The sequence below is a fragment of the Streptomyces sp. NPDC029466 genome (assembly GCF_055574515.1).
Genome location: NZ_JBVHZH010000036.1, coordinates 69703 through 92837, shown reverse-complemented (window position 1 = coordinate 92837; position 23135 = coordinate 69703). Strand labels below are relative to the sequence as shown.

General features: G+C 69.6%; 22 protein-coding genes. 12 read left to right on the top strand and 10 right to left on the bottom strand.

The window, feature by feature from the left end; genetic code table 11:
• Window positions 1-43: 43 nt before the first annotated feature.
• On the bottom strand, window positions 44-1249 hold the full coding sequence (locus ACZ4XD_RS25710; RefSeq protein WP_468045773.1) for a polysaccharide deacetylase family protein: 1206 nt from the start codon (window positions 1247-1249) through the stop codon (window positions 44-46).
• A 202-nt stretch (window positions 1250-1451) separates the two neighbouring features.
• Complete coding sequence (locus ACZ4XD_RS25705) at window positions 1452-2798, bottom strand: diacylglycerol/lipid kinase family protein (RefSeq protein ID WP_468045771.1); 1347 nt, start codon at window positions 2796-2798, stop codon at window positions 1452-1454.
• 169 nt (window positions 2799-2967) lie between these two features.
• Here ACZ4XD_RS25705 and ACZ4XD_RS25700 point away from each other — a divergent pair, with 169 nt between their 5' ends.
• On the top strand, window positions 2968-3642 hold the full coding sequence (locus tag ACZ4XD_RS25700) for a hypothetical protein (RefSeq protein ID WP_468045769.1): 675 nt from the start codon (window positions 2968-2970) through the stop codon (window positions 3640-3642).
• A 130-nt stretch (window positions 3643-3772) separates the two neighbouring features.
• Here the strand turns inward: ACZ4XD_RS25700 and ACZ4XD_RS25695 are convergent, their stop codons facing one another.
• From ACZ4XD_RS25695 to ACZ4XD_RS25685, 3 genes are all read right to left on the bottom strand, one after another.
• The gene (locus ACZ4XD_RS25695; RefSeq protein WP_468045767.1) at window positions 3773-4153 is read right to left on the bottom strand and encodes an erythromycin esterase family protein; all 381 of its coding nucleotides are present in this window, start codon (window positions 4151-4153) and stop codon (window positions 3773-3775) included.
• 35 nt (window positions 4154-4188) lie between these two features.
• Entirely contained in the window at window positions 4189-4581 is a 393-nt protein-coding gene (locus ACZ4XD_RS25690) for an erythromycin esterase family protein (protein WP_468045765.1), read from the bottom strand.
• A 273-nt stretch (window positions 4582-4854) separates the two neighbouring features.
• Window positions 4855-5703, bottom strand: coding sequence for a YwqG family protein (locus ACZ4XD_RS25685; protein ID WP_468045763.1), 849 nt, complete (start codon window positions 5701-5703; stop codon window positions 4855-4857).
• Window positions 5704-5935: 232 nt separating this feature from the next.
• Between ACZ4XD_RS25685 and ACZ4XD_RS25680 the strand changes: the two genes are divergently transcribed.
• Window positions 5936-6421, top strand: a complete 486-nt coding sequence (locus tag ACZ4XD_RS25680) for a DUF1877 family protein (RefSeq protein ID WP_468045761.1) — start codon at window positions 5936-5938, stop codon at window positions 6419-6421.
• A gap of 120 nt (window positions 6422-6541) precedes the next feature.
• On the opposite strand, the gene ACZ4XD_RS25675 is transcribed toward ACZ4XD_RS25680, so the two are convergent.
• The 4 genes from ACZ4XD_RS25675 to ACZ4XD_RS25660 form a co-directional block, all read right to left on the bottom strand.
• A complete protein-coding gene (locus ACZ4XD_RS25675) occupies window positions 6542-6766 on the bottom strand; it encodes a helix-turn-helix domain-containing protein (RefSeq protein WP_468045759.1) in 225 nt (74 codons plus the stop codon).
• Window positions 6766-7263, bottom strand: coding sequence for a DUF2975 domain-containing protein (locus ACZ4XD_RS25670; protein WP_468045757.1), 498 nt, complete (start codon window positions 7261-7263; stop codon window positions 6766-6768). Before ACZ4XD_RS25670 ends, ACZ4XD_RS25675 begins: the two co-directional genes overlap by 1 nt.
• An 87-nt stretch (window positions 7264-7350) precedes the next feature.
• Window positions 7351-7719 (bottom strand): MazG-like family protein, encoded by a 369-nt coding sequence (locus ACZ4XD_RS25665; protein WP_468045755.1) that lies wholly within the window; start codon window positions 7717-7719, stop codon window positions 7351-7353.
• A gap of 205 nt (window positions 7720-7924) precedes the next feature.
• Complete coding sequence (locus ACZ4XD_RS25660; RefSeq protein WP_468045753.1) at window positions 7925-9832, bottom strand: ABC transporter ATP-binding protein; 1908 nt, start codon at window positions 9830-9832, stop codon at window positions 7925-7927.
• A 945-nt stretch (window positions 9833-10777) separates the two neighbouring features.
• On the opposite strand from ACZ4XD_RS25660, the gene ACZ4XD_RS25655 reads away from it, so the two are divergent.
• The 10 genes from ACZ4XD_RS25655 to ACZ4XD_RS25610 all read left to right on the top strand — a co-directional run bounded on the left by ACZ4XD_RS25655 (window position 10778) and on the right by ACZ4XD_RS25610 (window position 21471).
• Window positions 10778-11668, top strand: a complete 891-nt coding sequence (locus tag ACZ4XD_RS25655) for a LysR family transcriptional regulator (protein WP_468045751.1) — start codon at window positions 10778-10780, stop codon at window positions 11666-11668.
• A gap of 320 nt (window positions 11669-11988) precedes the next feature.
• Complete coding sequence (locus ACZ4XD_RS25650) at window positions 11989-12363, top strand: hypothetical protein (RefSeq protein ID WP_468045749.1); 375 nt, start codon at window positions 11989-11991, stop codon at window positions 12361-12363.
• 74 nt (window positions 12364-12437) lie between these two features.
• Window positions 12438-13130: a hypothetical protein gene (locus ACZ4XD_RS25645; RefSeq protein ID WP_468045747.1), complete on the top strand. Its 693-nt coding sequence runs from the start codon at window positions 12438-12440 to the stop codon at window positions 13128-13130.
• Window positions 13131-13179: 49 nt separating this feature from the next.
• Window positions 13180-13542 (top strand): hypothetical protein, encoded by a 363-nt coding sequence (locus ACZ4XD_RS25640; protein WP_468045745.1) that lies wholly within the window; start codon window positions 13180-13182, stop codon window positions 13540-13542.
• Between the two features lie 43 nt (window positions 13543-13585).
• Window positions 13586-13978 carry a hypothetical protein gene (locus ACZ4XD_RS25635; RefSeq protein ID WP_158894376.1) on the top strand — a complete coding sequence of 131 codons (393 nt, stop codon included), beginning with the start codon at window positions 13586-13588 and terminating at the stop codon, window positions 13976-13978.
• 291 nt (window positions 13979-14269) lie between these two features.
• Complete coding sequence (locus tag ACZ4XD_RS25630; RefSeq protein WP_468045743.1) at window positions 14270-15283, top strand: ATP-binding cassette domain-containing protein; 1014 nt, start codon at window positions 14270-14272, stop codon at window positions 15281-15283.
• Window positions 15280-16098: an ABC transporter permease gene (locus ACZ4XD_RS25625; protein WP_468045741.1), complete on the top strand. Its 819-nt coding sequence runs from the start codon at window positions 15280-15282 to the stop codon at window positions 16096-16098. The genes ACZ4XD_RS25630 and ACZ4XD_RS25625 overlap by 4 nt, the downstream gene beginning before the upstream one ends.
• Before the next feature lie 200 nt (window positions 16099-16298).
• Window positions 16299-17126, top strand: coding sequence for a protein kinase family protein (locus tag ACZ4XD_RS25620; protein WP_468045797.1), 828 nt, complete (start codon window positions 16299-16301; stop codon window positions 17124-17126).
• A gap of 4 nt (window positions 17127-17130) precedes the next feature.
• Window positions 17131-19311, top strand: coding sequence for a protein kinase domain-containing protein (locus tag ACZ4XD_RS25615; RefSeq protein ID WP_468045739.1), 2181 nt, complete (start codon window positions 17131-17133; stop codon window positions 19309-19311).
• Between the two features lie 75 nt (window positions 19312-19386).
• Window positions 19387-21471 (top strand): protein kinase domain-containing protein, encoded by a 2085-nt coding sequence (locus ACZ4XD_RS25610; protein WP_468045737.1) that lies wholly within the window; start codon window positions 19387-19389, stop codon window positions 21469-21471.
• Between the two features lie 72 nt (window positions 21472-21543).
• On the opposite strand, the gene ACZ4XD_RS25605 is transcribed toward ACZ4XD_RS25610, so the two are convergent.
• A complete protein-coding gene (locus ACZ4XD_RS25605; protein ID WP_468045735.1) occupies window positions 21544-22986 on the bottom strand; it encodes a hypothetical protein in 1443 nt (480 codons plus the stop codon).
• Window positions 22987-23135: the final 149 nt, after the last annotated feature.

Here is a 23135-nt window from a genome sequence, read left to right as displayed (position 1 = left end):
TTGTTCGCCGGGGGGCGCGACTCTTCGCCCCCTTCCGGGGCTGTCAGCCGCGGCCGGTGAACTTCTGTCCGACGCCGAGTTGGCGCAGGTCGGTGAGGACCTTGGGGTCTTGGGCGTCGAGCCAGTCGCAGAGTTGGCGGAAGGAGACCAGTCGGACGTCCTTGTGCTTTTCGTCGGCGATGTGCTTGATCGCTTCTTCGACGGCGTCCATGTAGATGCCGCCGTTCCACTGCTCGAAGTGGTTGCCGATGAAGAGGGGGGCTCGGTTGGTCTCGTAGGCGCGCTGGAAGCCGGCGATGTAGGCGTCGGCGGCCTGCTTGCGCCAGCGCGGGTAGTTGGCCGGTGGGCCCTTGGTGGAGTTCTGGGACTGGTTGTAGAGCATGTTGTAGTCCATTGAGAGGACCCCGGCGGGGAGGTTGCCGAAGGGTATGGACTGGAGCGGGAAGTCCCACAGGCCCTGCTTCTTGGTGGGCCAGACCTGCAGGCCGCCGGGTGAGCTGGCGTCGTAGCGCCAGCCGCGCCGCTTCGCCGTCGGCAGCAGGTTCTCCTGGCCGAGCAGGCAGGGGGTGCGGGCGCCGACGAGTTCCTTGGTGTAGTCGAAGGGCAGCGGGTCGAGGTCGGTGAAGCCGGTGTTCGTGCGCCACTTGGTGACGAAGTCCATGGCCTGCTGTATTTCGGAGTCCCACTGGGTGGGGGTCCAGTGGGCGACCGAGCCGCTGCCGGTGCCGCAGAAGTGGCCGTTGAAGTGGGTGCCTATCTCGTGGCCCTCCAGCCACGCCGCGCGCAGGTTCTTCAGCGTCAACTTGATGTGGTCGTCGGTGAGATAGGGGATGTCGGAGGCGCCGACGGGGTTGTTCGGCGGCCGGTACAGGCGCTTCTTCGACTCGGGCAGGAGATACAGCCCTGAGAGGAAGAAGGTCATCGAGGCGTTGTGATCGCGGGCGAGCTTGCGGAACCGGGGGAAGAGTCCGTTGCCCACCTCGCCCGCCCCGTCCCAGGAGAAGACCACGAACTGCGGCGGCTTCTGGCCGGGCGCCAGCCGCTCCGGCTTGGGCGGCTGATGCGGCTGCTTGCCGGTGTACGCGGTGGAGCCGTCACCGATCGGCTTCGACCGGGGCTTCTGCTGCCCGGGCTTGGCCGCCACCTTGCCGGATTCCGACGACTCGGAGGGGGAACAGCCCGCTACGGACAGAGCAGCCGCCGCTCCCACCCCGAGTCCGAGCATGCCTCGCCGACTGTAATCACGCATAACGGTCCTCATCGCATTTATTCGCCCTGAAGTGCCCCAGTGGGCGCCCAGAGAGAGGGGCTGATGGATGCCGGGGTTCCGTTACGGCGGCGAAACTCAAAAAGTGGACCACGATGCCACGGAGGGTCGCGATCCAGTCACCGATGGGCGAGATTCGGCACAATGCCGGGACTCCGCTGCGCTGCGGAGCGGCCGGTGCTGATCAGCCGGATTCCCGCCCCGCCGCGGTCCGTCCCACCGTCAGGGCCAGCCTGCGTACCCTGCGCCAATCCATCGGCGGCTTGCCGCGCGGCGTGCCGGGGCGGCGGCGGGGCAGCCGTACGCGCAAGGCGCCGGGTTCGATCCAGCAGCGTACGGGGGTGGGCACGGTGAGGGCCTCGCCGTCGACACCGGCCGGGATGGCGGGGGCATCGGCGTCGATGACCACCTCGCGGGCGGTGGTCGAGGTCAGGCCGGGCCCACGACGGCCGCGAAGCATCGCGGCCGCCTGCACCGCATTGTCGACCGTGACACCGAGCACGCCGAGGACGCCGGAGTCCAGCCGTTCCCGCCGCCCCAGCCCCGCCGGATCGCCCATCCGGTAGGGGTTGTTGCTCACCAGGACTGCTTGGGGACCGTCGACGGACACGGCGTCCGTACGCACCTTCAGGAACGGGCCGCTGTGGTGGGTCAGCAGGTCCGGCAGCATCTGGAGGATCGTCCTGGCCTTGTCGTCGCGATAGGCCGGGCTCTGCACCACACTCGCGTACGCGCCGAAGGAGGCGTTGTTGACGAAGACGCGCCCCCGGCCCTCTGCCGTGGGCTGCCCGACATCTATGAAGCCCAGGTCGAGGCGCAGCTCGACACCGTCGGTGAGCGCCTGAAGGCAGGCAGCGGGATCCTCGCGGTCGAGACCGAGGTCCATGGCGAAATGATTGCGGGTGCCCGCGCAGATGACGACGAACGGCACGTCGCGAGCCGCCGCCACACCCGCGACCAGCGCCTGTGTCCCGTCGCCGCCCGCGACACCGAGCAGATCGGCGCCCTCATCGACGGCCCGCCTCGCCAGCTCGGCCACGTCCTGCGGCTGCGCGGGATCCAGCTCGACGACCTCGGCGCCGAGAGCCCTGGCCTGCTCGGCCAGCCGGAACCTGCCGACCTTACCGCCGCCCGAGCGCGGATTCATGATGAGGAACGGGCGTCTCGGAGGGGCGACCCGGCGTTCCGGTGTGCGCGCCGGCTCGATGTGCGGTGCCAGCGCTGTTCTGCCCGTGAAGACGGCGAGCGTCCACAGGGCGAGCGAGACCAGCACCACCCACAGCAGCCCGGCGATCGCGTAGAGCACCAGGACGACGACCGGTGTGGCCGTCGCCAGGATGAGCGCGAGCATCCTGATCACCCCGGTGTGCGCGAGCACCCACCACAGCCCGGCCGCCGTGGCCGCCAGCCCGGCCGCTCCCACGCCCACCAGCGCGATGCTCCGGAGCCCGGCAAACACCAGCAGGACCAGCAGCGCCGCCGCCCCCGCCACCAGCGCCAGACGTGCGGCCCAACGCCTGTCCACCCGCATACGCCTCCCGCCGCCTCCGCAGCCTTCCCCCTTCCATTGCACGGTCACAGGCGGCGAAGCGCATCATCTGGGGCGGGCGGGACCCTCCCGAAAGCGCGCGCGGCGCTCAACGGCCGGCCGGGCGGGAGGCGACTGCTCATGGACGCAGGACGTGAAGAAGGACTTCACCATGGCGACGAAAGGATGTGTGGCGCGGATGCGGCAGATACGGCAGGCGCGGTGGCTACGAGCGAACGGCCCGGCAGGCTTACCCGTCACCACGCTGCTGGCGCTTTCCCTGGGTGCCGGTGCCGGTGCCGGTGCCGGTGGCGGTGGCGGTGGCGTGGTCGTGGCCCAGGCTCAGCCCGCGGTCGCGAACGAGGTGCGCTCGGGAGCGGTGACGCCGGCGGCCCGTATGACGGAGCCCGTCACACCCACGGCCGCGCCCCTCAGCATCACCGAGGGGCAGGTCGGCGAGGTCGGGCCCGGTGGGACGATCCGCTACCCGAGCGTGACCAGTTGTCTGACGGTGACCGTCCGCCTCAGGAACGGTGGGAAAGTCGGCGCGCACGCCAGCTTGTTCCAGGTGCCGGGGGAGTACCGGTCGGACCGGATCCTCGCCGCCGTCAAGCAGCGCACCGGGGCGCGGGGAGTACGCACGGTGGAGGTCAGGGGCGCGGTCGGTGCCTGGAATCCGAGCTACTTCACCAGGGCGATCGAGAGTTACGCAGCGGGTGAGCCGGTGCCCGTACCCACCGGGCCCGACCCGGAGGGCCTGGCCAGGGCGGTGGCGGACGGGCTCGGGGAGCCGCGGGGCAAGGTGACGGTCGAGGATCTGCCCGACGGCGACCAAACGGTGGACTGAGCCGGGCCGGCCCTCGCGCGCACCAGCGGCCGGACACCGGGGTGACCTGGCCCCGGTCACCTGTCCGGCCCGCCCTGGTCACCGGCTTGGCGACCAGGGCGACAGGCCCGCAGCGGAGGACGCCGACAGCTCACTTCCCGGCAGGCGCGGGGGTGGCCAGCAGTCGGGCGGCCCGGACGCGGTGCAGATGCACGACGATGTCGTGCGACCGCGCGAGCGCGATCCGGTACTCCGTCCCGGGCCCGGGATACTCCGTGCCGATGCACTTGGTCGTACGGGCCGTGGCCAGCCAGGTACGCGCAGCGGACGGGGCGGTGCGCAGGTCCAGGACGTAGTCGCGGTGGCGCACCCGGTCCAGGGTGTACTCATTGCTGCCCGGTTTCGCCGGACCCACAGCGAAGGCCCGGACCTTCCCATCGGCTCCGGTGGCGTTGAACGAACCCCGGTCGAAGGTCATGCCGATGCTCACATACCGGGTGCCCAACCTGTCGCGCAGAAAGCTCCCTTGCACTTTGGGATAGTGCTTCGGGTCGTGGGTCCGCAGGGCTAGTCGGTGTTGTTCCACCAGAGGTAGTTGCTCTGGAACTCCTCGCACATGATCTGCCGAGGATCACCCTTGCCATGCAGCACATAGTCGTTGAGCCGTAGTCCGGTGCTCCAGCTCCCCTCCAGGGCGAAGCTGCGAAAGCCCTTTGCCTCGACGAGGTAGCGGAACACCCGGTGCTTCATGGCGAAGAACTCATGCGAACCGTGGGTGGCCTCGCCCAGACCCACCACCCGTGCGTCCTTCACCATACGGCCGACCGGGCGCAGATCGTCCAGGCTCCCGTGGGGCTCGGTGGTGCGCAGCGGGTGCGCGTCACGTTCCAGCGCGGGTACCGGCGACTGCGCCGGAGAGGGGGCCGCGGCGGCGGCCACCACACCGAACGAAAGAAGCAATGCGAGGAAGGCTGACCTGTGTTGTCTCATCCCTCAAGACTTGCTGCCGGCCGGGCCGGTGGCCATGCGCCCCACCCCCGCATCATGGGTGGGGCTGTCCCCACCGACCAGGCATGCCGCGCGGCCCACCCACCGCACCGGCCCCGTCAGCTCAGCTGCCCGCCGCTGCATACGGTTCGTCTCCGATACGGACACATGCAACGATCACGTTCATGAGCAATATGGGGGAAGCGCCGGTCGGCGTCACACTGATCGGGGGTCGGAGGAGGCTCCTCAGCAACACTGCCAGGTGAACATCGCGCGGTCGAAGTGGCATTCGGCCAGGTCTTCGGGGCGTATGAGCCAGTAGAGGGCACCGCAGTCACCCCACATCATGTCCGCGTCGTCATCCGAGTCGAACTGCGCGAGCAGCACCCACCGGAGGGCCTCCTCCTTGATGCGGGGGTCATTCCACGGCGGGCTCCCCAGCGCGCCGTGGGCGACCTCGGTCTCCACCTCGCCCTGCACCGGGTGCGCATGGCCACCGATGCGGTGTTCCGTGCCCTCGAAGTGCTCCCCCAGGGCGTCCTGGAAGTCCTCGTCCCACACCGGATGGTCATCGGGCATCGGCGCGAACTCCCGGTAGACCACCGGGTGCCAGAGGTGTGGTGCCGTCGTCTCCACGCGTGCCGTCAGCGGTACCTCGGGATATGGCTCAATGCCCTCCGGCGCCGTCCGCTCGGCAACGGGCACACCCGCAGGTATGTACAGGACGCGCGCTCCCGCCCAACTGTCGGGCTCATCGGGAGCGACAACGGCACAGCCGTCGTCCAGTTGCCCGTCGAAGTAGAAGAAGGCCAGCGTGCCGTCCGTCGGCAGGGCGATGTCGAGGGCGGCCGAGGGGAGCACGGCACAGTCGAGGGAAGCAACAAAGGCAAGCGGACCGTGCCCCTCCCAGACAGGCCACTCCTCGCCCTCCGGCAGCCCCGGCAACCCGCCGAGCCGGCCGACGACTGAGCCCGCCCCCTCAGCCTTCTCCAGGCGCAGCCCGGGCCGCAACAGCCCGATCCACCGCTCGGCGATCTCCTGGGGCAAGTGCTCGCGCGCGAGTGCGTGCAGCGCATCGGCAGTGCTCTGTGTCATGCGAACCATGATGCCGGGAGCCACTGACAACGCCGGGAGCCACTGACAATGGGCTGTCCCGCTCCTGCCCAGCGAGGCTTGGACGAACAGTCATCTACGCGCGCGCTCGTCGAACCGCGCGGCCGCGTCGCAGCCCGTTGTCAGACCCGCGTGGAACACTCGCCGTCGCTGTTCGAGACCGCTGTCCGAGCCAGGCTCGATCAAGCGGTAGACCAAGGGGGATTTGGGTTTCATGGGTGTGAGCATCGGATTCATCAGCGTGACCACGGAGGAGCTGAACAGGGCAGAGAAGGAGCCGAGTTGGGCCGACGATTTCCACTACGAGCTGTACGCCAGCGACACCTTCCCGCAGTCGGATCGACCCTACGGCGGCCCGGACAAGGCGTTTGCCGGTCTTCAGTTCCTGCTCGACGAGACGGACGTGCTGCTCGATTTCCTGATGGACGGGTTCCCGATCCTGGAGGACGGCACCCTGTTCGGCTGGACCGCTGAGCAGATCGAGAGTGTGGCCCGACAACTGCGGGCGACTCCGTGGGAGCAATTGGCGGTCCACTATGACCCGGCGCAGATGACGAAGGAGAACGTGTACCCCAACACCTGGAGGTTCGACCCCGAGGGTGAACTGGCCTGGCTTGAGTGCGCCTATGAGGAACTCGTCGGCTTCTTCTCGGAGGCGGCCGACCGCGGGTATGGAGCATTCATGAGCTTCAGCTTTTAAGGCGAGTGGGGTGGACAGGGCACGGTTGTCGACCGCCACCGGCCCCGGTGCGCCTGTCGATAACGGTGCTGGTCACAGCCCCTAAGGGGAGGGGCTGTGACCAGCCGTTCCCGACAGACGCTAGGCGTCATCCGTGCCCTCGTCAGGTACCCAGCGCAGTACATCGCCGGGCTGGCAGTCGAGTGTGCGGCAGATCGCGTCGAGCGTGGTGAAGCGCACGGCCTTCGCGCGGCCGTTCTTCAGTACGGCGATGTTGGCGGGGGTGATGCCGACGGCCTCGGCGAACTCGCCCACCGACAGGCCGCGTTTGGCGAGTTGGAGGTCGAGATCGACGATGATCGCCATCAGACCACCTCGGCGATCTCGGTCTGTAGCTCCGTCGCCTTGTGCAAGAGGCTGCGCATGATGACGATGAGCATCGCGAACGCTGCCCCCACGCCCACGCTCGCGGTCGCTGCCGCCAGTGCGCCGAGGACCTCCATGCCGTCGGTGGGGGAGGGGATGTCCGTGAGGGCCAGGTGTCCGGTGACACCGATTGCCAGCAGTGTCGCGACGAGCGAGCACCCGATGATGGTGTCGACCCATCGGAAGGCCCGCGGCGTGAAGATCGCGTCGCGTTCGACCATGGTGAGCAGCATCCACACCGCGACGAGCGCAACTTGGACGCAGGCGATACCGGCGATCGCCACCGTCACGTAGGGCGCGGCGAACGGGGCGTAGGGAGGAAAGCGGTCGACCTCATCGGCTGCCGTCGTCGGGATGACCACGATCTGGCCGAAGAGGCCGAACAAGATCACTGCGGCGATGCCGACCCGGAGCGCGGCGATGTAGAAACGATGCATGTATCGATTATCGATTGGTTTCGATCGAAAATCAATCGATGGCGCGCCCCGAGGTGCGTGCTGTGCGCCCGCCCGGCCGGATGCTGCTCATTGCGTCCGCACGCAAGAGGTGGCACCTGCGCCGGGCTCGGGCGGAAGAAACTTGGCTGACTTGGCGGCGAGTTGCCGGTGGAGGTAGGGCGCGGCGTCGTCGGGGCGCATGCGGGCGAGAGCGACCAGGCCGGTGATGATGACGTCGGCGACCTCGGCGTGCACGTCCTGCCAGGTGTGGCTGTCGCCCTTGCGGGGGTTGGTGCCGCGGACGCCGATGACGGCCTGGGAGGCTTCGCCGGTCTCCTCGGCGATTTTCAGCACCTGGAGGGTCCACTGCTGAGCGGCGTCCAGACCGCGTGCGTCGTCATGGGCGTTGAACCGTCGGGCCAGGCGGGCGACGGTGTCCCAGGTGTCGCTGTGCATGGTGGCGTCTCCTCTGGTGGGCGGGGTTGAGTGGGCGGGGTTCAGTGGGAGGGGTGCTGAGGGTGCGAGCTGCGGTGGGAGCGTCGGCGGGATGGACGGTGCGCGGGCGGAGCCGTTTGTGGTGGCGACGGGCGCGACTCGGTCTGGGAAGTCTGGTCGTTTTGTGGTGGCGACGGGGCCGACCCGGTCTGGGAAGTCTGGTCGTTCACGGGTGTGCTGTTCTCGGCTCGGGGTCGGCGGCCGTGGACACGGCCTGGTAGCCGGCTGCCTGGAGGGTGAACATCTGGGCGTAGTCGCCACCGAGGGCCATGAGCTGCTGGTGCGAGCCGGCTTCGGTGATCCGGCCGCCGTCGAAGACGAAGATCCGGTCGCACTCCACGACGCTCGCCAGCCGGTGCGAGATCAGCACGGTGATCTGATCCGCCCGGTTCTTGTTCCGCAACACCGCCTGATATACCGCGTGTTCGGCCTTGGGATCCATGCTCGCGGTCGGTTCGTCGAGCAGCAGCACGGGAGCGTTCTTGTACAGCCCCCGCGCGACGGCGATCTTGGCCCATTGGCCGGCCGACAGCTCCTGGCCGCCCCGGAACCGTTTGGACAGCACCGCCTGCCAGGTGCCCGGCAGGCCAGCGATGACCTGCTCGGCACCGGAGGCCCGTGCGGCGTCCCAGGCCCGTTGCGGATCGGCCTCCGTCAGCGTGCCGCGCGAGACCGTGAGGTTCGCCAGCGCGCTGAAGGGAAAGTGCACCGGGTCCTGCAACACGGTGGCGACGCGCGCCTGCAGCGACTCGGAGTCCATGTCCCGCACATCCACGCCGTCCCAGCGGACCGCACCCTCATCCACCTCGTACAGCCCGGCGATCAGCCGTGAACAGGTGCTCTTTCCCGAGCCGTTGACGCCCACGAAGGCGACGGTCTCCCCGGCCCGCAGCGTCATCGAGATGCTGCTCAGCGCGGGAGTCTCCTTGCCGGGGTAGGTGAAGCTGACATCGTCGAGCGTGAGGGTGGCGACGGTCGCGGGCGCGGTCACCGCACGCCGACGGGGTTGTAGCCCACGGCAGCGTTCCTGGAACGCCAGGAGGTCATCGACCCACATGGCGTGCTCATAGACCAGATGCGCCACATCCACGAAACGCGTCAACGCGGTCTGTCCGGTCTGGATCGCCAGCACCGCGCCGGCACCGGCCGCCAGGGGAAGCCAACCGGCGATCAGCATGGCTCCCAGCGCGACGTACGTGACGCCGGTCCCGACGCCTCCCACGGCCCGGCCGGCCAGTGTCAGCAGCGCGGAACTCACCCCGAGGTGGGTGTCCTCCTCGGCGATCCGGGCGGTCAGCCGGCGGTGCTCGTCCAGGATGGCGTTCTGGGCGGTGTCGGAGCGCAGTTCGGCGGCGGCGTCCCGCTCCAGCAGCAGCCAGGAGAAGACCCGTACCCGGCGCTGGAGCGCGTTCCACCGCTTGAAGCTGTGGAACCGGGCCCGTGCCGTGCGGACGGCCGCGGCACCCACGGGCAGGACGGACAGCAGGAGCAGGGGGAGGAGGACGGGGTGCAGAGAGGTGAGGACGCCGGCCGTGCCGATGAGTCCGAGGAGAGTGGAGGCCAGCGAGACGACCTGGCCGACGATCTGCCGGGCGTAGAACAGGCCGCGGTCGGAAGCGCGGTAGGCGTCGTCGTGCCAGTCGGCGTCATCGACGATCTCCAGCCGGACGTGCGCGGTCAGCCGCAGGAAGTCACATTCCAGCGCGGTGCGGATCTTCGGTGTCACCCGCGCCTGCGCGACGGCGACCCCGGCCTCAAGGAGTGCCCGCGCGGACAGGAAGCCCACCACGAGCAGGATCTGCGGCACCGCGTTGCGGACCTTGTCGGGCGTCGGTCCGTGACCGAACAGCTCGCGCAGCACGCCAACCGAGGCCACCAGGCCGAAGGCCGCCATCGCCGCGGAGACCAGCTGAAGCACCACGACGGCCAGCGTGGCCGAACGGTCGGCCTGCCATGCCAGCCGGCCGATCTGCCGGACGATGCGCGGCAGCCGCACCAGGACTTCGCGGACCGTCGACTGGGCCGCGGCGCCGTCGTAGACCGACCAGTACGCCTCTTCCAACTCATCGGCCATATCTCCGTCCCCCGGCCCGGTGGGCACCGCCGTCGGTGGCAGTCCCAGTGGTGCACGGCGGGGGCCCGGCACGCCGGCTCGCTCATTCGGTGACGGGGACGCGGCCCCTTGCGCCGCGCTCATGAAGACCACCTCATGGCCATACGGGACGAGCGCTCAACGAGCCATGCGGCAGCGTCAAGCGCGCGCCTGCGACGGAGGGCCGGTAAGAGCCCAGGCTGCCGCCGTTCGAACCCGGCGGGGCCATGCACGAGGACGGGCACAGGATCCATGACGTCTCCAGGAGGGCGAGTCGTGGGCACAGGTGCTCTAAAGAACGGTCGATTTGGCTCCCCGTAACGGGTGACGAGGGGGCAGATCGTGGATGCATGTTCTATTGGGTGGTGGAGGCCGGTCGTGGCCCTGATGATGGGGTCAGGCAGCGACTCGAACGGTGGGTGCCACCCGTTCGTGGGATTGCGTCGGCCTCCGGGGCGGGGCGACGCGGGGCGAGTCATGAAGGTGGTGGGGCGTCAACTGTGCGCCGCTCACTCGTTGATGCGGCTTCATGGCGTCGAATCGCGCGGCGAGAGCATCGTCGACTTCTCCCCGCCAACGCGGCGCGCTTTTCCGAAGCATTGTTACGTTCTCATCATGTGGCGGCAGAAAAACCATGACATGGGGTTTCAAGCATGACCTCATGACCACGCAAAACCCCCTCCGTGGCCCAAATCCCCCCACCGCTGCGCTCCACGTTCCTCTCGCGTCGTTAGCCGACGTCTGTGTGCCGGCGCTTATCTCCCACGCCCCCAGCTCCGGCCGGTCCAAGGGCCAGGCGGCCGCACACCAGGGCGACTTGGGCGCAACACGCGATGAACTCCGCCGCAGCCACCGGTTAACAGAGACGGATGAACGACGGATCAGATCCATACCCATGGTGAACAAGGGCCGAAGAAAGGCCGACACGTGACCACACTGTGCCTGCGTCGTCTAGAGATCTTCGTTGCGGTGGTGGAGTGCGGGGGATTCTCCGCTGCCGCACGGAAGCTGTACATGAGTCAGCCGTCGGTCTCCAACCAGGTGCGGCGATTGGAAGCCTCTCTTCAAACCACCCTCATCGACCGGTCGGGGGCGCGTATCCGGCTGACCGCCAAGGGCGAGACCTTTATGTCGTATGCCCAACGCCTCATACCCCTGGCCGAAGAAGCGCTGACCGCCGTACGGATGACGGTGTCTTCGTCTGAGCCCCGGCTGCGGGTGGCCACCACCAACGACGCGGCCTCCTTTCTGGTTCCGGCCGTACTCGCCCGCCTCACCGCCCGGATTCCCGGACTGCGGTGGGACATCCACACGGGCGGAATGGAGCAGGTGACGCAGCAGCTCATCGACGGGGTGGTCGGCATGGCACTGCTCGATGGCGAGCCGAATACACCGGGACTTGTCATCGAGCCCATTCTGTCCGAACGGCTCGTCCTCGTCGTGGGCAGCGGACATCCGCTGGCTGACCGTCAGGCCACGGCGGAGGACCTGACAACGGAGCGGTTGCTGCTGCGGGAAAGCGGCTCCGTAACCCGTCACCTACAGAACGCCGCCCTACGCCGCTGGAACATTCAGCCCGTCGACAAGGGGGAGGCGTGGGGGAACGAAGCACTCAAGCTCGCGGTGTCCGCCGGGCTGGGCGCCACTCTCATGTCCTGGCACTGCGTGGCGCAAGAAGTGGGTGATGGACGACTCGCGCTGGTCGACCTCGTCCCCCCGCCCCCTAGCCACCCGATCGTGATGGCGCACCTCCTCGGCCGGAAATTCTCCTGCGTGGAAGAGGCTTTCACGCAGCTTCTCTTCGACCTCAAGGAATAGCTGACTCGCTGTCTCGCTGTCTCGCTGTCTCGCCGAGGGCCTGATGTGGAAGTGCTTATGTGGCACCACATTGGCGAGGGGCAGGGGGCAGGGGGCAGGGGAATGCCGTCGCTGGCTCATGGCTAATGGCTCATCGTCCATGGCCCCTTGCTTTGGCTATGAGCTCATAGCCAAAACAGGGGTTCTCGGGCAGGGGACCGGCTGCCGACAATGGGACCTGTCACACCATCACTGATGACGCGAACACGATGGGCGTCCGGAAACGGGTTGTGCAGCGGATGGTGTCGCCCTCGTGAATTCTTCAGAAAGGATCGAGTCGTATGAAGAGGCGTAGCAAGGTCCTGTTCGGCCTGGCCACAGTAGCTGGTGCATGTCTCCCGCTGGGGGCGTTCGCCACCACTGCGTCCGCGGCGGAGGGCACTCACATCCAGATCAAGCAGAACGCCGCGATAGCCGCCACCACCTGCTACACGTTCGTGGGTGCGGAGGACAAGAACTACTGCAACATCTCCCGCCCGATGGGCGATTCGGTCACGGTGGGGGTCCCGGCGAACACCACCCAAGTGGTGATCGATCTCAAGACCTTCCCCTGGGAACGCCCCGCGGACAGCATCGCTGTGGACCCGAACAAGAACCGCTGTGTCGAGGTGAGCGGAACCGCCTTCAACGCGAAGCTCCTGGAAGTCGGTTGCTGAAAACGCCTGGTGTCGGTACCTCACACAACCCTTGAGCCGTAAGGCTCCCGTTGCCGAGAAAGCGAGCACGTCCCATGACCTTTCGATACCGGGCAGGAATCGCCGCCGCTGCGTCCGTGATGGCACTTGCCGTGGCTGCGCCGACGGCATCCGCGGCGTCGTCCCTGCAAGAGATCAACGGCCACACCGACAACTGGCTGAACGAGGGAAGCGCGACCGTCAAGTACGACAACGGCACCACGCTGACCCGGCAGGCCGACGTTCTGGAAGCACTCCAGCAGTGCGGCAGCCTCTCCGTTTCGTGTGCCTCCACGACGACTGAGGACGCCGGCCAGGTCACCAAATGGTATGACGCGGAGAACCAGGACCTGGGTACCGGACCGATCGACAACTGTGCGCCGAACGGAAATGACATCACCCAGACGATCACCGCACTCCACACCTTCTCCTGGGGGTGGAACATCGGCGCCAGTGTCGACGTCACCCTGGTCAAGGACCGACTGGGAATTGGTGCCAGTGCGGGATTCACCCAGTCCCACACCGAGACCAGCTCGGGTGCTGTGGGCATCACTGTGAAGCCCGGCCAAAAGGGCATGCTCAAGATGGGTTACGACATGGACCGCAAGGTCACCAACGTGTCGATCCAGGGCGGAAAGTTTGGCGGCGCACAGATCACCGGCCTCCGTACCGAGACCCCCCTCGCGGGAGGGAAGCGGGTAGGCCAGGACATTGTCACGTGCGACCAGAAGCTGCTGAACGGTCGCTGAGTTCTCTCCCTTTCAGAAAGGTAATCCTGTGCCAAAGACAAAGCGATCCATGGCCTACGGTGTCGCCACGCTGCTGCTCGCCCTCGGCGGCACGGCCGTAACGGCTTCGCCCGCCGCTGCCCAGGACTCGGGTCATATCGCGTTCTCCAACAAGGGCTGGTTCCTCGCCAAGACCTGCTACAAGTGGCAGGGTTCGGCGACTCCGGACAGCTGCGACGACAACAAGGCCATCGGCACGGACTGGGGCGTGGACATTCCCGCCGATGCCACCGGCGTCGAGGTCACGGTGCTTGTCCACGGTCAGCAGATCGGCGATCTCGAAGCGCCGCAGATCACCGACTTGAAGCGCAACCACTGCTACGAGCTCAGCGGTTACACGTGGGGCCCGTCCATCACCGAGAAGAGCTGCTGACCCTTCTCGGCGACGAGGAAGGGATAAGGAAAGGAATTCCAGCGTGCGCGCTGTCAAGAAGTCGATGACATTTGCTGCCATGGCATGCCTGACCCTCATGGGAACGGTCGCCGCGGCACCCACCGCCTCCGCCAGCTCCGGCAACTACATCCAGTTCTCGAACAATTCGGGCTTCCTGGTCGACACCTGCTACCAGTGGAAGGGCCCGGACGGCATCGAGAGCAAGAACTACTGCCACACGTCCAAGCCGGTCGGACAGACGTGGAAGGCGTACTTCCCCGAAGAGGCAACGGGAGCCACGGCCACCGTGACCTTCGCCATGGGCAACGGGGGCGCCAAGGAGTACCTGTACGACCTCAGCTCCGACAAGAACCACTGCTACCAGACCACCGGCCTCTGGCCGAACGGCGGTGAGGTGCTCGGCACCAACTGCTGAGTACCGCGCCCGGGGCCTGCCGACACCCTGTCAGCAGGCCCCATTCGCTGCGGCCGGACCGCAGGGCGATGTCACCACCGCGCCGTCACCGTCACCGTGACCTGCCCGGACGCCCCGGCCTCCGCGCCACCGGATCTCCGGCGAAGATTCGCTTGCAGCTGCTCGTGCGCCCTTGTTAACGTCGCTCGCGACATCTCACCGTAGGGTTCCGCCCTCGCCATTCAGCCTCCTTGTGTCCGGTGACACCAGGAAGGTGGGAGTCACACCAGATTCTGACAAGGGTGTGCGGCGATGGCTGCGGTTCGGCGAGCAAAAACGGCTCTGGAAGCCGTTGATCTGGTCAAGACCTACTCGACCGGCAGGAACAAACCCCCGGTCACCGCGTTGCAGGGGCTGAGTTTCGCTGCCGCGAAGGGGACCGTTTTCGGGCTGCTCGGCCCGAACGGGGCAGGCAAATCCACCACGGTGAAGATTCTCTCCACGCTCTCGGCTGCTGACTCGGGATCAGCGCGCGTCGCAGGTATCGACGTTGCGGCGAAGCCGGATCAGGTGCGCCAGGCGATCGGGTTCGTGGCGCAGAAGCCCGGGACGGATCCGATGGCGACCGCGAGCGAAAACCTGCTGCTCGCGGGCCGTCTCCACGGGATGTCCCGCGTTGACGCCAAGGCGCGGGCCGGTGAGCTCATCGACAGGTTCGGCCTGACCGACGCCGCGAACCGGCGGGTGGGCACGTACTCCGGTGGCATGGCGCGCAAGCTGGATGTCGCACTCGGGCTGATGCACCGCCCGCAGGTGCTCTTCCTCGATGAGCCGACGACGGGGCTCGATCCCCAGGCCCGCAGCGAGATGTGGCACGAGATCGCCAGGATGGCCGATGACGAGCAGATGACGGTCCTGCTCACCACGCACTACCTCGACGAGGCCGACCGCCTCGCCGATCGGCTCGCGATCGTCGACCACGGCAGGGTGGTCGCGGCGGGCACCCCGGAGGAGCTCAAGAGCGCGCTGCGCGGTGACGCGGTGCAGGTCGGGCTGGCCGAGGGCGACAGCAGGGCACGAGCGGTGCTGGAACGGGTGCCTGAGCTACGTGAGATCACCGTGGACGGGTGCACGGTCCGGGGCCGTACCGATGACGGTGCGCGGGCGTTGCCGCCGGTGCTGGCGGCACTCGAAGAGGCAGGGATCGGCGTGACGTCCGCGACGCTGTCCCGCCCTTCGCTCGATGACGTCTACCTCCGGCACACCGGACGGAGTCTCGCGGCCGCGGCCGACGAGGACCGCAAGGCTCTGGAGGCGGCGAAGTGAGCACAGTGCAGAGGGAGTTCGCCGGTACGCGACCGCTGACCGTGCTCACACACTCCGCCCTCCTCACCGGCCGTCTGCTGCGCACCCTGTGGCGGATGCCCACCTTTCTTGTCGTCGGGCTCGTGCAGCCGGTGATCTGGCTGCTGTTGTTCGGGCAGCTCTTCCACTCGGTCGTCGAGCTGCCCGGATTCGCGCGCGGCAGCGGCGGTTTTCTCCAGTTCCTGACGCCAGGTGTGGTGATGATGACCGCGCTGTTCGCGAGCGCGTGGGCAGGGACGACCTATTTGCAGGACATCGACCGCGGCGTGATGGACCGGCTGCTGACCTCTCCTGCGAGCCGGGGCGCCATGATGTGCGCGACCATGGCCTACCAGGCGGTCCAGACAGTCATCCAGAGTCTGGTCATCGTGGTCATCGCGCTGATCGCCGGCGCCCGCTTCCCGGGGGGCGTCGTCGGTATCGGCGTCACCGTTCTGGCCGCGGTGCTGCTGGTGCTGATCTTCTCGGCGCTCTCCAATGCCGTCGCGCTGCTCTCCCGTCAGCAGGCCACACTGATCGCGATTTCCCAGTTCACCACGCTGCCGCTGATGTTCCTGAGCTCTGCGGTGATGGATCTGCAGGTGGCTCCGAGCTGGGTCGGGCGGGTCGCCGCGTACAACCCCGTGGAATGGGCGGTCGTGGCGGCGCGGCGGGCGATGCTGGTACCCGCCGACTGGAGCACGGTCTGGGCACGACTGGGACTGCTCGCGGCGGCGGTCCTGGTCATGGGCTTCCTTGCCACCCGGGCATTCCGCGCCTATCGCAAGTCCGCCTAGGAGATGTAGGAGACGGAGGAGACGGAGGAGTGGCGGGCCGGCCTCTTCCGTTTCCCTCCGGGGCAGCCGCCATCCGCACGCCGCCCCCCTGCCGGGCCGCTGCCCCGCCGTATATAGGCTCACGTCCCTAGCGAGCCTGACGGGGGAGAAGCCGAGTGGAGAGGCTGCGGCAGGACGATCCTGCGCGGATCGGGGATTTCGTGGCGTTGGCGCGTCTTGACGCCGAGGGCAGTCGAGGCGTTCCCGAGCGCCGTTATCTGGCCCGCGGTGCCGACGGCGGGCACACCGTTCTGGCGTGCCTGCCGCCGCCCGGCGGTGACCCGGCGCGGTGGGCGGGCGAGGTGCAGCAGGCGGCCCGACTGACCCAACCGGGGTTCTGGCCGGTGGGGCAGACCGGGGGGACGCCGGCCTTCCCCTGGTACGCCTCGCCCTACCGGCCTGTGCTGCCGCTGCCCGCCGCCCTGGCCGCGTACGGCGGCCCGCTGCCCGAACCGTTGGTCCGTACGCTCGGCGGCACGCTCGCCGAGGCCCTGGCCTCGGCCCATGTCCTGGGCATCGTGCACGGTGGCGTCTGCCCGGCGGGCGTGTTGCTGACCGCCTGCGGGCCGCTGCTGGGCTGCTTCGGTGCGACCCGCGCGAACCCGGTGGCAGCGGCTTCCCCCGCGCACGCGACCGGGCTGGAGACCGGCTGCCTCGCTCCCGAAACCGCGGCGGGCGGTGCGCCGGACCGGGCCGCGGACGTGTACGCCCTGGGCGCCGTGCTGGCGTACGCGGCGACCGGGCACACCGTGCCCGAGCGGCAGGAGATCCCGGCCGGACTGCGGGACCTCGTCACGGCGTGCCGCTCGCGTGCCCCGGAGGACCGGCCCGAACCGGCAGGAGTATTGGGGGAGTTGCTGCCGGGCGCGGCATACGGCGCGCTGGCCGGCGCCACGGAGCCGGTGTCGCTTCCCGGCCGCGTCGTCGAGGCGTTGTCCCGTCAGTCGGCGGAGGTCCTGGCCGCGGCACTCCCCACCCAAGGGCGCTGAGGCCATGATCTCCCCACTTCTGCACGACGACCCGCACACCGTCGGGCCGTTCCGGATTCTCGCCCGCCTGGGTGGAGGCGGTATGGGCACCGTTTACCTGGCCCGTTCGGCGGGTGGGCACACGGTCGCGGTGAAGACGCTGCACACCCGTCTCGCCGCGGACACCACCCTGCGGACCCGCTTCCGGCTGGAGGCGGACGCGGCCCGCGTCATCGGCTCCGCGTATGGCGCGGCGGTCGTCGATGCCGACGCCCAGGCCCCGACCCCGTGGCTGGCGACGGAGTACGTCCTCGGGCCGCCGCTGGACACGGCCGTCGAAGCGGGCGGGCCGCTGCCGGAGGCGGCCGTACGTGCCCTCGGCGCGTCACTCGCCGCCGGGCTGGAGCAGCTTCACCGGTCGGAGGTGGTCCACCGCGACCTGAAGCCGTCCAATGTCCTGGTGACCGCGCAGGGCCCGCGGATCATCGACTTCGGTATCGCCCGGGCCTTCGGCGACGAGCATCTGACGAGCGTGGGCGGTGCCGTGGGGACGCCGGCGTTCATGTCGCCGGAGCAGGCGGCGGGCCAGGAACACGCGGTGGCGGGCGATGTGTTCGCCCTGGCCGGGGTGCTGGTCTTCGCCGCCACCGGCCGCGGACCGTTCGGCGGCGGAGCCCCCACCGACCTGCTGTACCGCGTCCGGTTCGGTGAGCCGGACCTCGGCGGGGTGCCCGAGCCGCTGCGCCCCCTGCTCATGCGCTGCTTGGCCAAGGACCCCGCGCACCGCCCGTCCACCACCGAGCTGGGAACCGCGCTGGGCGGCACCGGGGTCCTCCCCGCCGACCGCGGCGGCTTCGCGGAGCTGCTGCCCGACGCGGTGCTGCGGGAGATCGCCCGGCGTAGCGACGAGGTGTGGCGTGAGCCGCCGCACCGCTTGCCGCCACCGGTGCCCGCCGAGGCACCGCCGGCCGCGGCCGCCCCCGTACCGGGCCTCTCGCGGCGGCGGCTGCTGTCCGTGGCCGGGGGCGCCCTCCTGGGGGGCGGCCTTCTCGGTGGCGGGGGCTGGGCCCTGCTCGCGGGCTCCGGCGGGGGCGGCGGCACCACGAAGAAGGACGCCGTCGACCGGCCGAAACCGCCGGCACCGCTGTGGAGCGCCGGTCTGCGCTGCCCGGACTCCGGGGGCGAGGTGATGCGGGTGGGCCGCAACCTGGCCATGCGTGCGGGGATCGTGCTGTGCGGCATCAACGCCGAGTCGGGCGCGTCGACCTGGCAGGCGAACGTCGCCGAGCCCTGGCGCTCGGCCACCGAAGGCAGCCGTATCTACGCCCTGCGGGGATACCAGGAGGCGGGCGCGGCGCTGGCGGTGTGCGAGGTCGGGCAGAGCGACGGCCAACTGGGCAAGCCCCTGGTGCAACTCTCCGCGTTCACCGGCAAGGAGCAGTACAACCAGCTGCTGTGCGTGGCCGACGGGATCGCGTACCTGGTGGCCCGGCTCGCTTCCGGCGCCCGCTGGTTCCTGGTCGCGGCCGACCTGAAGTCGGGCAAGGAGCGCTGGCGCAGCCCGGTGGAAGCACCGCGGGCCGAGGGCGCTCCGCCCGCGCTGAGTGGCGCCGTGGCGGGCTCCCGGGTGGTGCTGTGCGGGAGCCCGGGGGTCGACTCGAAGTTCATCCGCCTCTCCGTGCACGACAAGCGCCACGGCCGCGAACTGTGGAGGCTCTCCGAGACGTTCGCGGGCACCGCGCCGTCCCGGTTGGTCCTCGACGACCGGAACCTCTACATGGGCGCCGAGCACCTCACCGCCCGCCGGCTGTCCGACGGCGAGCTGGAGTGGCTCTTCGGGACCGGGCGCGATGTCGGTGACAGCGCGGGCGAGGAACGGCGCTACGGCGCGCCCCTCGTCCACGACGGAGTCGTCTACTGCACCGAGGCCGACCGCGGGCTGATCGCCGTCGACGCCACCTCCGGCACGCTCAACTGGCAGGAGAAGGGGCTGTCCGGCCGGAAGAACAAGCGGGACGTGGCCCCGGCGGTCGGCAAGCGGTACGCCTACTGTGCCGACGACAGGGGCCTGCGCGCCATCGACCTGCGCGCCCACAAGGCCGTCTGGACGTACGAGACCGACCCGCTCGTCCTGACCGCCGACCCCGAGGGCGGCCGGCTGTACGTCCGCCAGGAACAGCGGAGCATCGCCCTCCCGCTCGCCTGACGCCCGGCCCGGCCCAACCCGGCCGAGCCCGGCCCGGCCATTTCCCCCTTTCCACGATCCAGGAGACGACCCACTGTGAAACCCCTCGGCCAGGGAGATCCGCTGCGCCTGGGCCCCTACCGCCTCCACGGCGTCCTCGGAGAGGGCGGCATGGGCAAGGTGTACTTCGGCGCGGACGCCTCCGGAAGCCCCGCCGCGGTGAAGGTCCTGCTGCCGGAACTCGCCCATGACGGGCACCTGGCCGAGCGTTTCCTCCGGGAGGCGCGGACCGCGCAGGCGGTCACCAGCGAGGGCGTGGCGCGCGTCCTGGCCGCCGAACTGGAGGGCGGCAGGCCGTGGATCGCCACGGAGTTCCTGGCCGGCCCGACGCTGGACGACGCCGTCGCGCGCTTCGGGCCGCTCGACGACGCCGCCGTACGGGACCTGGCGCGGTCCCTGGCCCGCACGCTCCAGGATGTGCACGCCACCGGGCTGGTCCACCGCGATGTGAAGCCGCCCAACGTCGTCCTCACCTCGCGCGGCCCCCGCCTGATCGACTTCGGTATCGCCCGCCCGGAGCACGGCCTGACCCTCACCCGTACCGGACAGATCCCGGTCACACCGGGCTACGGTGCGCCGGAACAGGTCCTCGGGCAGCGCGTCGGACCGGCCGCCGATGTCTTCTCCCTCGGCGCGGTCCTCGCCTTCGCCGCGGGCGGCCGGCCGGCATACACCGGCGCCGAGGTCACGGCCGTCCTGTACGAGGTCGTGCACGGCAGCCCCGACCTGTCGGCCGTTCCGGAGGCCCTGCGGTACCTCGTCACACCGTGCTTCGCCAAGGACCCGGCGGCCCGCCCGCTGCCCACCCAGGTCGCCGATGCCGCAGCGGCCCCACGGCAGCCCGAACGGCTATGGAAGTCCGGCCCGTTGGGGCAGGAGATCCGGCAACGGGAAGCGACCGCCCGCCGCCTGACGGCCCGCCCGGCCGGTCCCTCGACCGCCCCCGACAGCGCGGCCGGTGGGGCACTCCACCTCACCCGGCGGCGGCTGCTGGTGGCGGCCGGTGGTGGGGCGCTCCTGGCCGCGGCGGGCGGCGGCACCGCCTGGTGGCTCGGCCGGGGCGACACCCCGTCCGACCCTTTCGACATTCCACCCGCCGCAAAGGTGCGGGCCGCACCGCTCGGCTCCGCCGAAGGCTCCCCGGAACCGCTGTGGGGCCCGGTCCAGGACGTGGCCGACGCCGCGTCGCCGGCTCCGCTGCCGGTGCGCGACGTGGTGGTGTTCGCGGCTTCCGGTGGCGGCATCGCGGCCCGCCGGGTCACCGACGGCCGGGAGCGGTGGCGGATCGACGAGGCGAAAGCGGAGGCCGGCTACCTGTCGATCGGCGACCGGCTGGTGGCCACCGCCGACAGCGAGGGGACGCTGCGCACCTGGGTGGCCGCCACCGGATCCCCCCGGTGGACGGTGGACGCGCGGGTCGGCGCCCTGCTGGCCGCGGACGCCGACGCGGTCTACCTGCTGACATCCGACGGCCGGCTGCGCTGTGTGGGGACCGAAGGGAAGGTGCGCTGGACACGGCGGCCACCGCTGACGCTGTCGGGTGGCCACCCCGCCGCGGCCCTCGGCGCCGGCCACCTGGTGCTCTGCACGGATACGGGGGACGTGGCCGCGGTCCGGGCCCGCGACGGTTCCCGCGCATGGGTCCGCAAGGGGCAGGCCGCGGCAGCGCTGCGGCCCGCCATCGACGGCGGAACCGTCTACCTCGGCGGCAACAGCCTGGCAGCGGTGAAGGCCACCGACGGCCGTGAGCTGTGGGCCCAGAACCCGATGCGACCGCCCAGACGGGGCACCGGTGGGTGGGGCCCGCCCACCGTGGCCGGGGGAGTGATCCATGCGCTGGACTGCGAGGCACTGCGTTCCCTGCATGCCGACGGCAGCCAGGCCGCCGACCCGATGATGGTTGCCGGCGTCGCCCCGCCCTGGCGGCCACCGGTCGTCCAGGGGAACAGCGTCTGGATCGTGGAGAGCGGCGACACGGGTGTGAGCGGCCTGCCCCGGGCCGGCGAGGGACGGCCCCAGACCTACGCCCTCACCGGCGGCCAGGCCCGCTCCCTCGCCGCCGCCGCCAACCGCCTCTTCGTCCTCAACCGCGCGACACTGCTGGCGCTGCCGGTGTATTAGAGGGTGTCCGCCACTGGCGTGGGCCGCGCCGTGGACCGGACCCGTAGCCCGGCCCGTAGCCCGATCTCCCGCTCACTTACGGCTCTGCCCACGGACCACGTCGAGGAGGTCCGTCGGTGTGAGCCGGGCGCCGTACAGCAGACCGACCATGACGAGGCTGACGATGCCCACGACCTGGGCGATCGCGGCATCCGACACGCCGAGTGCGGCGGCTCCCACCGCCGACCCGATGACGACGACGCCGAGGATGACCATGCGCACCCATTCGCGATTGACCGCCCGGGAGGCGCCGGCGAGGTCGTCGGGGTCCAACAGCGCAAGGGTGCGGCCCTGTGCGTAACGCTCGGCGATCTTCGCCAGCATCCGCGCCATGTCCTCGAATACGCGCCCTCTATCGGCATCCGTGTCCTGCCGGGTCTCCATCATGCGCAACGCCCCCACCACCTCTGCCGCGTGCTCTTTGTGCTGGGCCCGCAGCACACCGCGGACCGTCGTGTGCCGGGTCCGCCACGCCGACCACACCACCCGTTCCGCGTCCGCCAGATGTACCCGTGGTGCCGTCAGCGGGCTACGGATGCGGAGTGACCAGCGGTGCCGCGACTGGGCGGCTCCCACCCTGGCCAGACAGTTCACCCACACCACTACCGGCCGGTTCTCCCTGTTCGGCCCCACCCGCAGACTCAGCAGCCGCCGGGCCCACGTGAACCGGGTGCGGGGCTCGGCGTAATGCGGACCGTGCTCCTGGTAGGAAGGTCTCGCCACCTGCCGGAGCGCGAGCCAGGCGACGCGCAACGCCAGCAGCATCATCGCGACCAGAACGAGCGAAGCGGCCGCGATGAGCGCCTCCATGGGCCTGCTCATTGGATCGGTGAGGGCCGAGAGCGAGGCGCCCACCTTCTCCGCGATCACCGCGCCCGCCCTGCGCACTGCCGCCATCAGCGCGAGGAGCGGGTCCGGCCGGTCGCTCCCACCACCCTCGACGACATGGTCCGAAGGCGAGCCACCGGGGGCCCACCACGGCGCGTTCGCCTGCTTGCTCTTCTCCCACAGGTGTGTCACGCCGGTCACCACTTTGGTCACGATGACGCCTGTGTTGACCGTTACCAGAAGAAGTACGCAGGCCTTGATGACGTAGGCGATGCCCGCCAGCGGCATGGTGCAGTACCAGTCGAACACCGCACTGCGCACCGCATGGGAACGAGGGACCAGCCGCTCCGCGTCCTGACCGAACCCATGCCGGGCCCACCGCAGATGACGCGTGGTCACCCGGGCACCCCACCGCACATACCAGCGCGCTGCCGGGCGCACCGTGTGGGCATGCACCCACAACACCAAGTGGAACGTCCGGTCCGCGAGGGCGCGTACCCGGGAGCGCACGGGGGCTGGGTCCCGCCATCGGTCCTCGGGATCCATCCTCCGCAGCGTAATGAGCATCCAGACGAGTCCCGTCAGCACCAAGGCGCCTCCCGTCAGCACCACAGCGAGCACGATGACGGTCCACAACGTTTCGAGCATTCAGGAAGTCTCCTCGAACTGCCCGTGGGCAATGACCCGTTGCCCTGTGACGCTCCTCTCAGCTGGTGTTCATCTGGCGCTCGGCTGGTGCTCGGCCGGTGAGGTCGATGGCATGAGAAGGGCCGCCACGGTCATACCGGCTTGGGCCG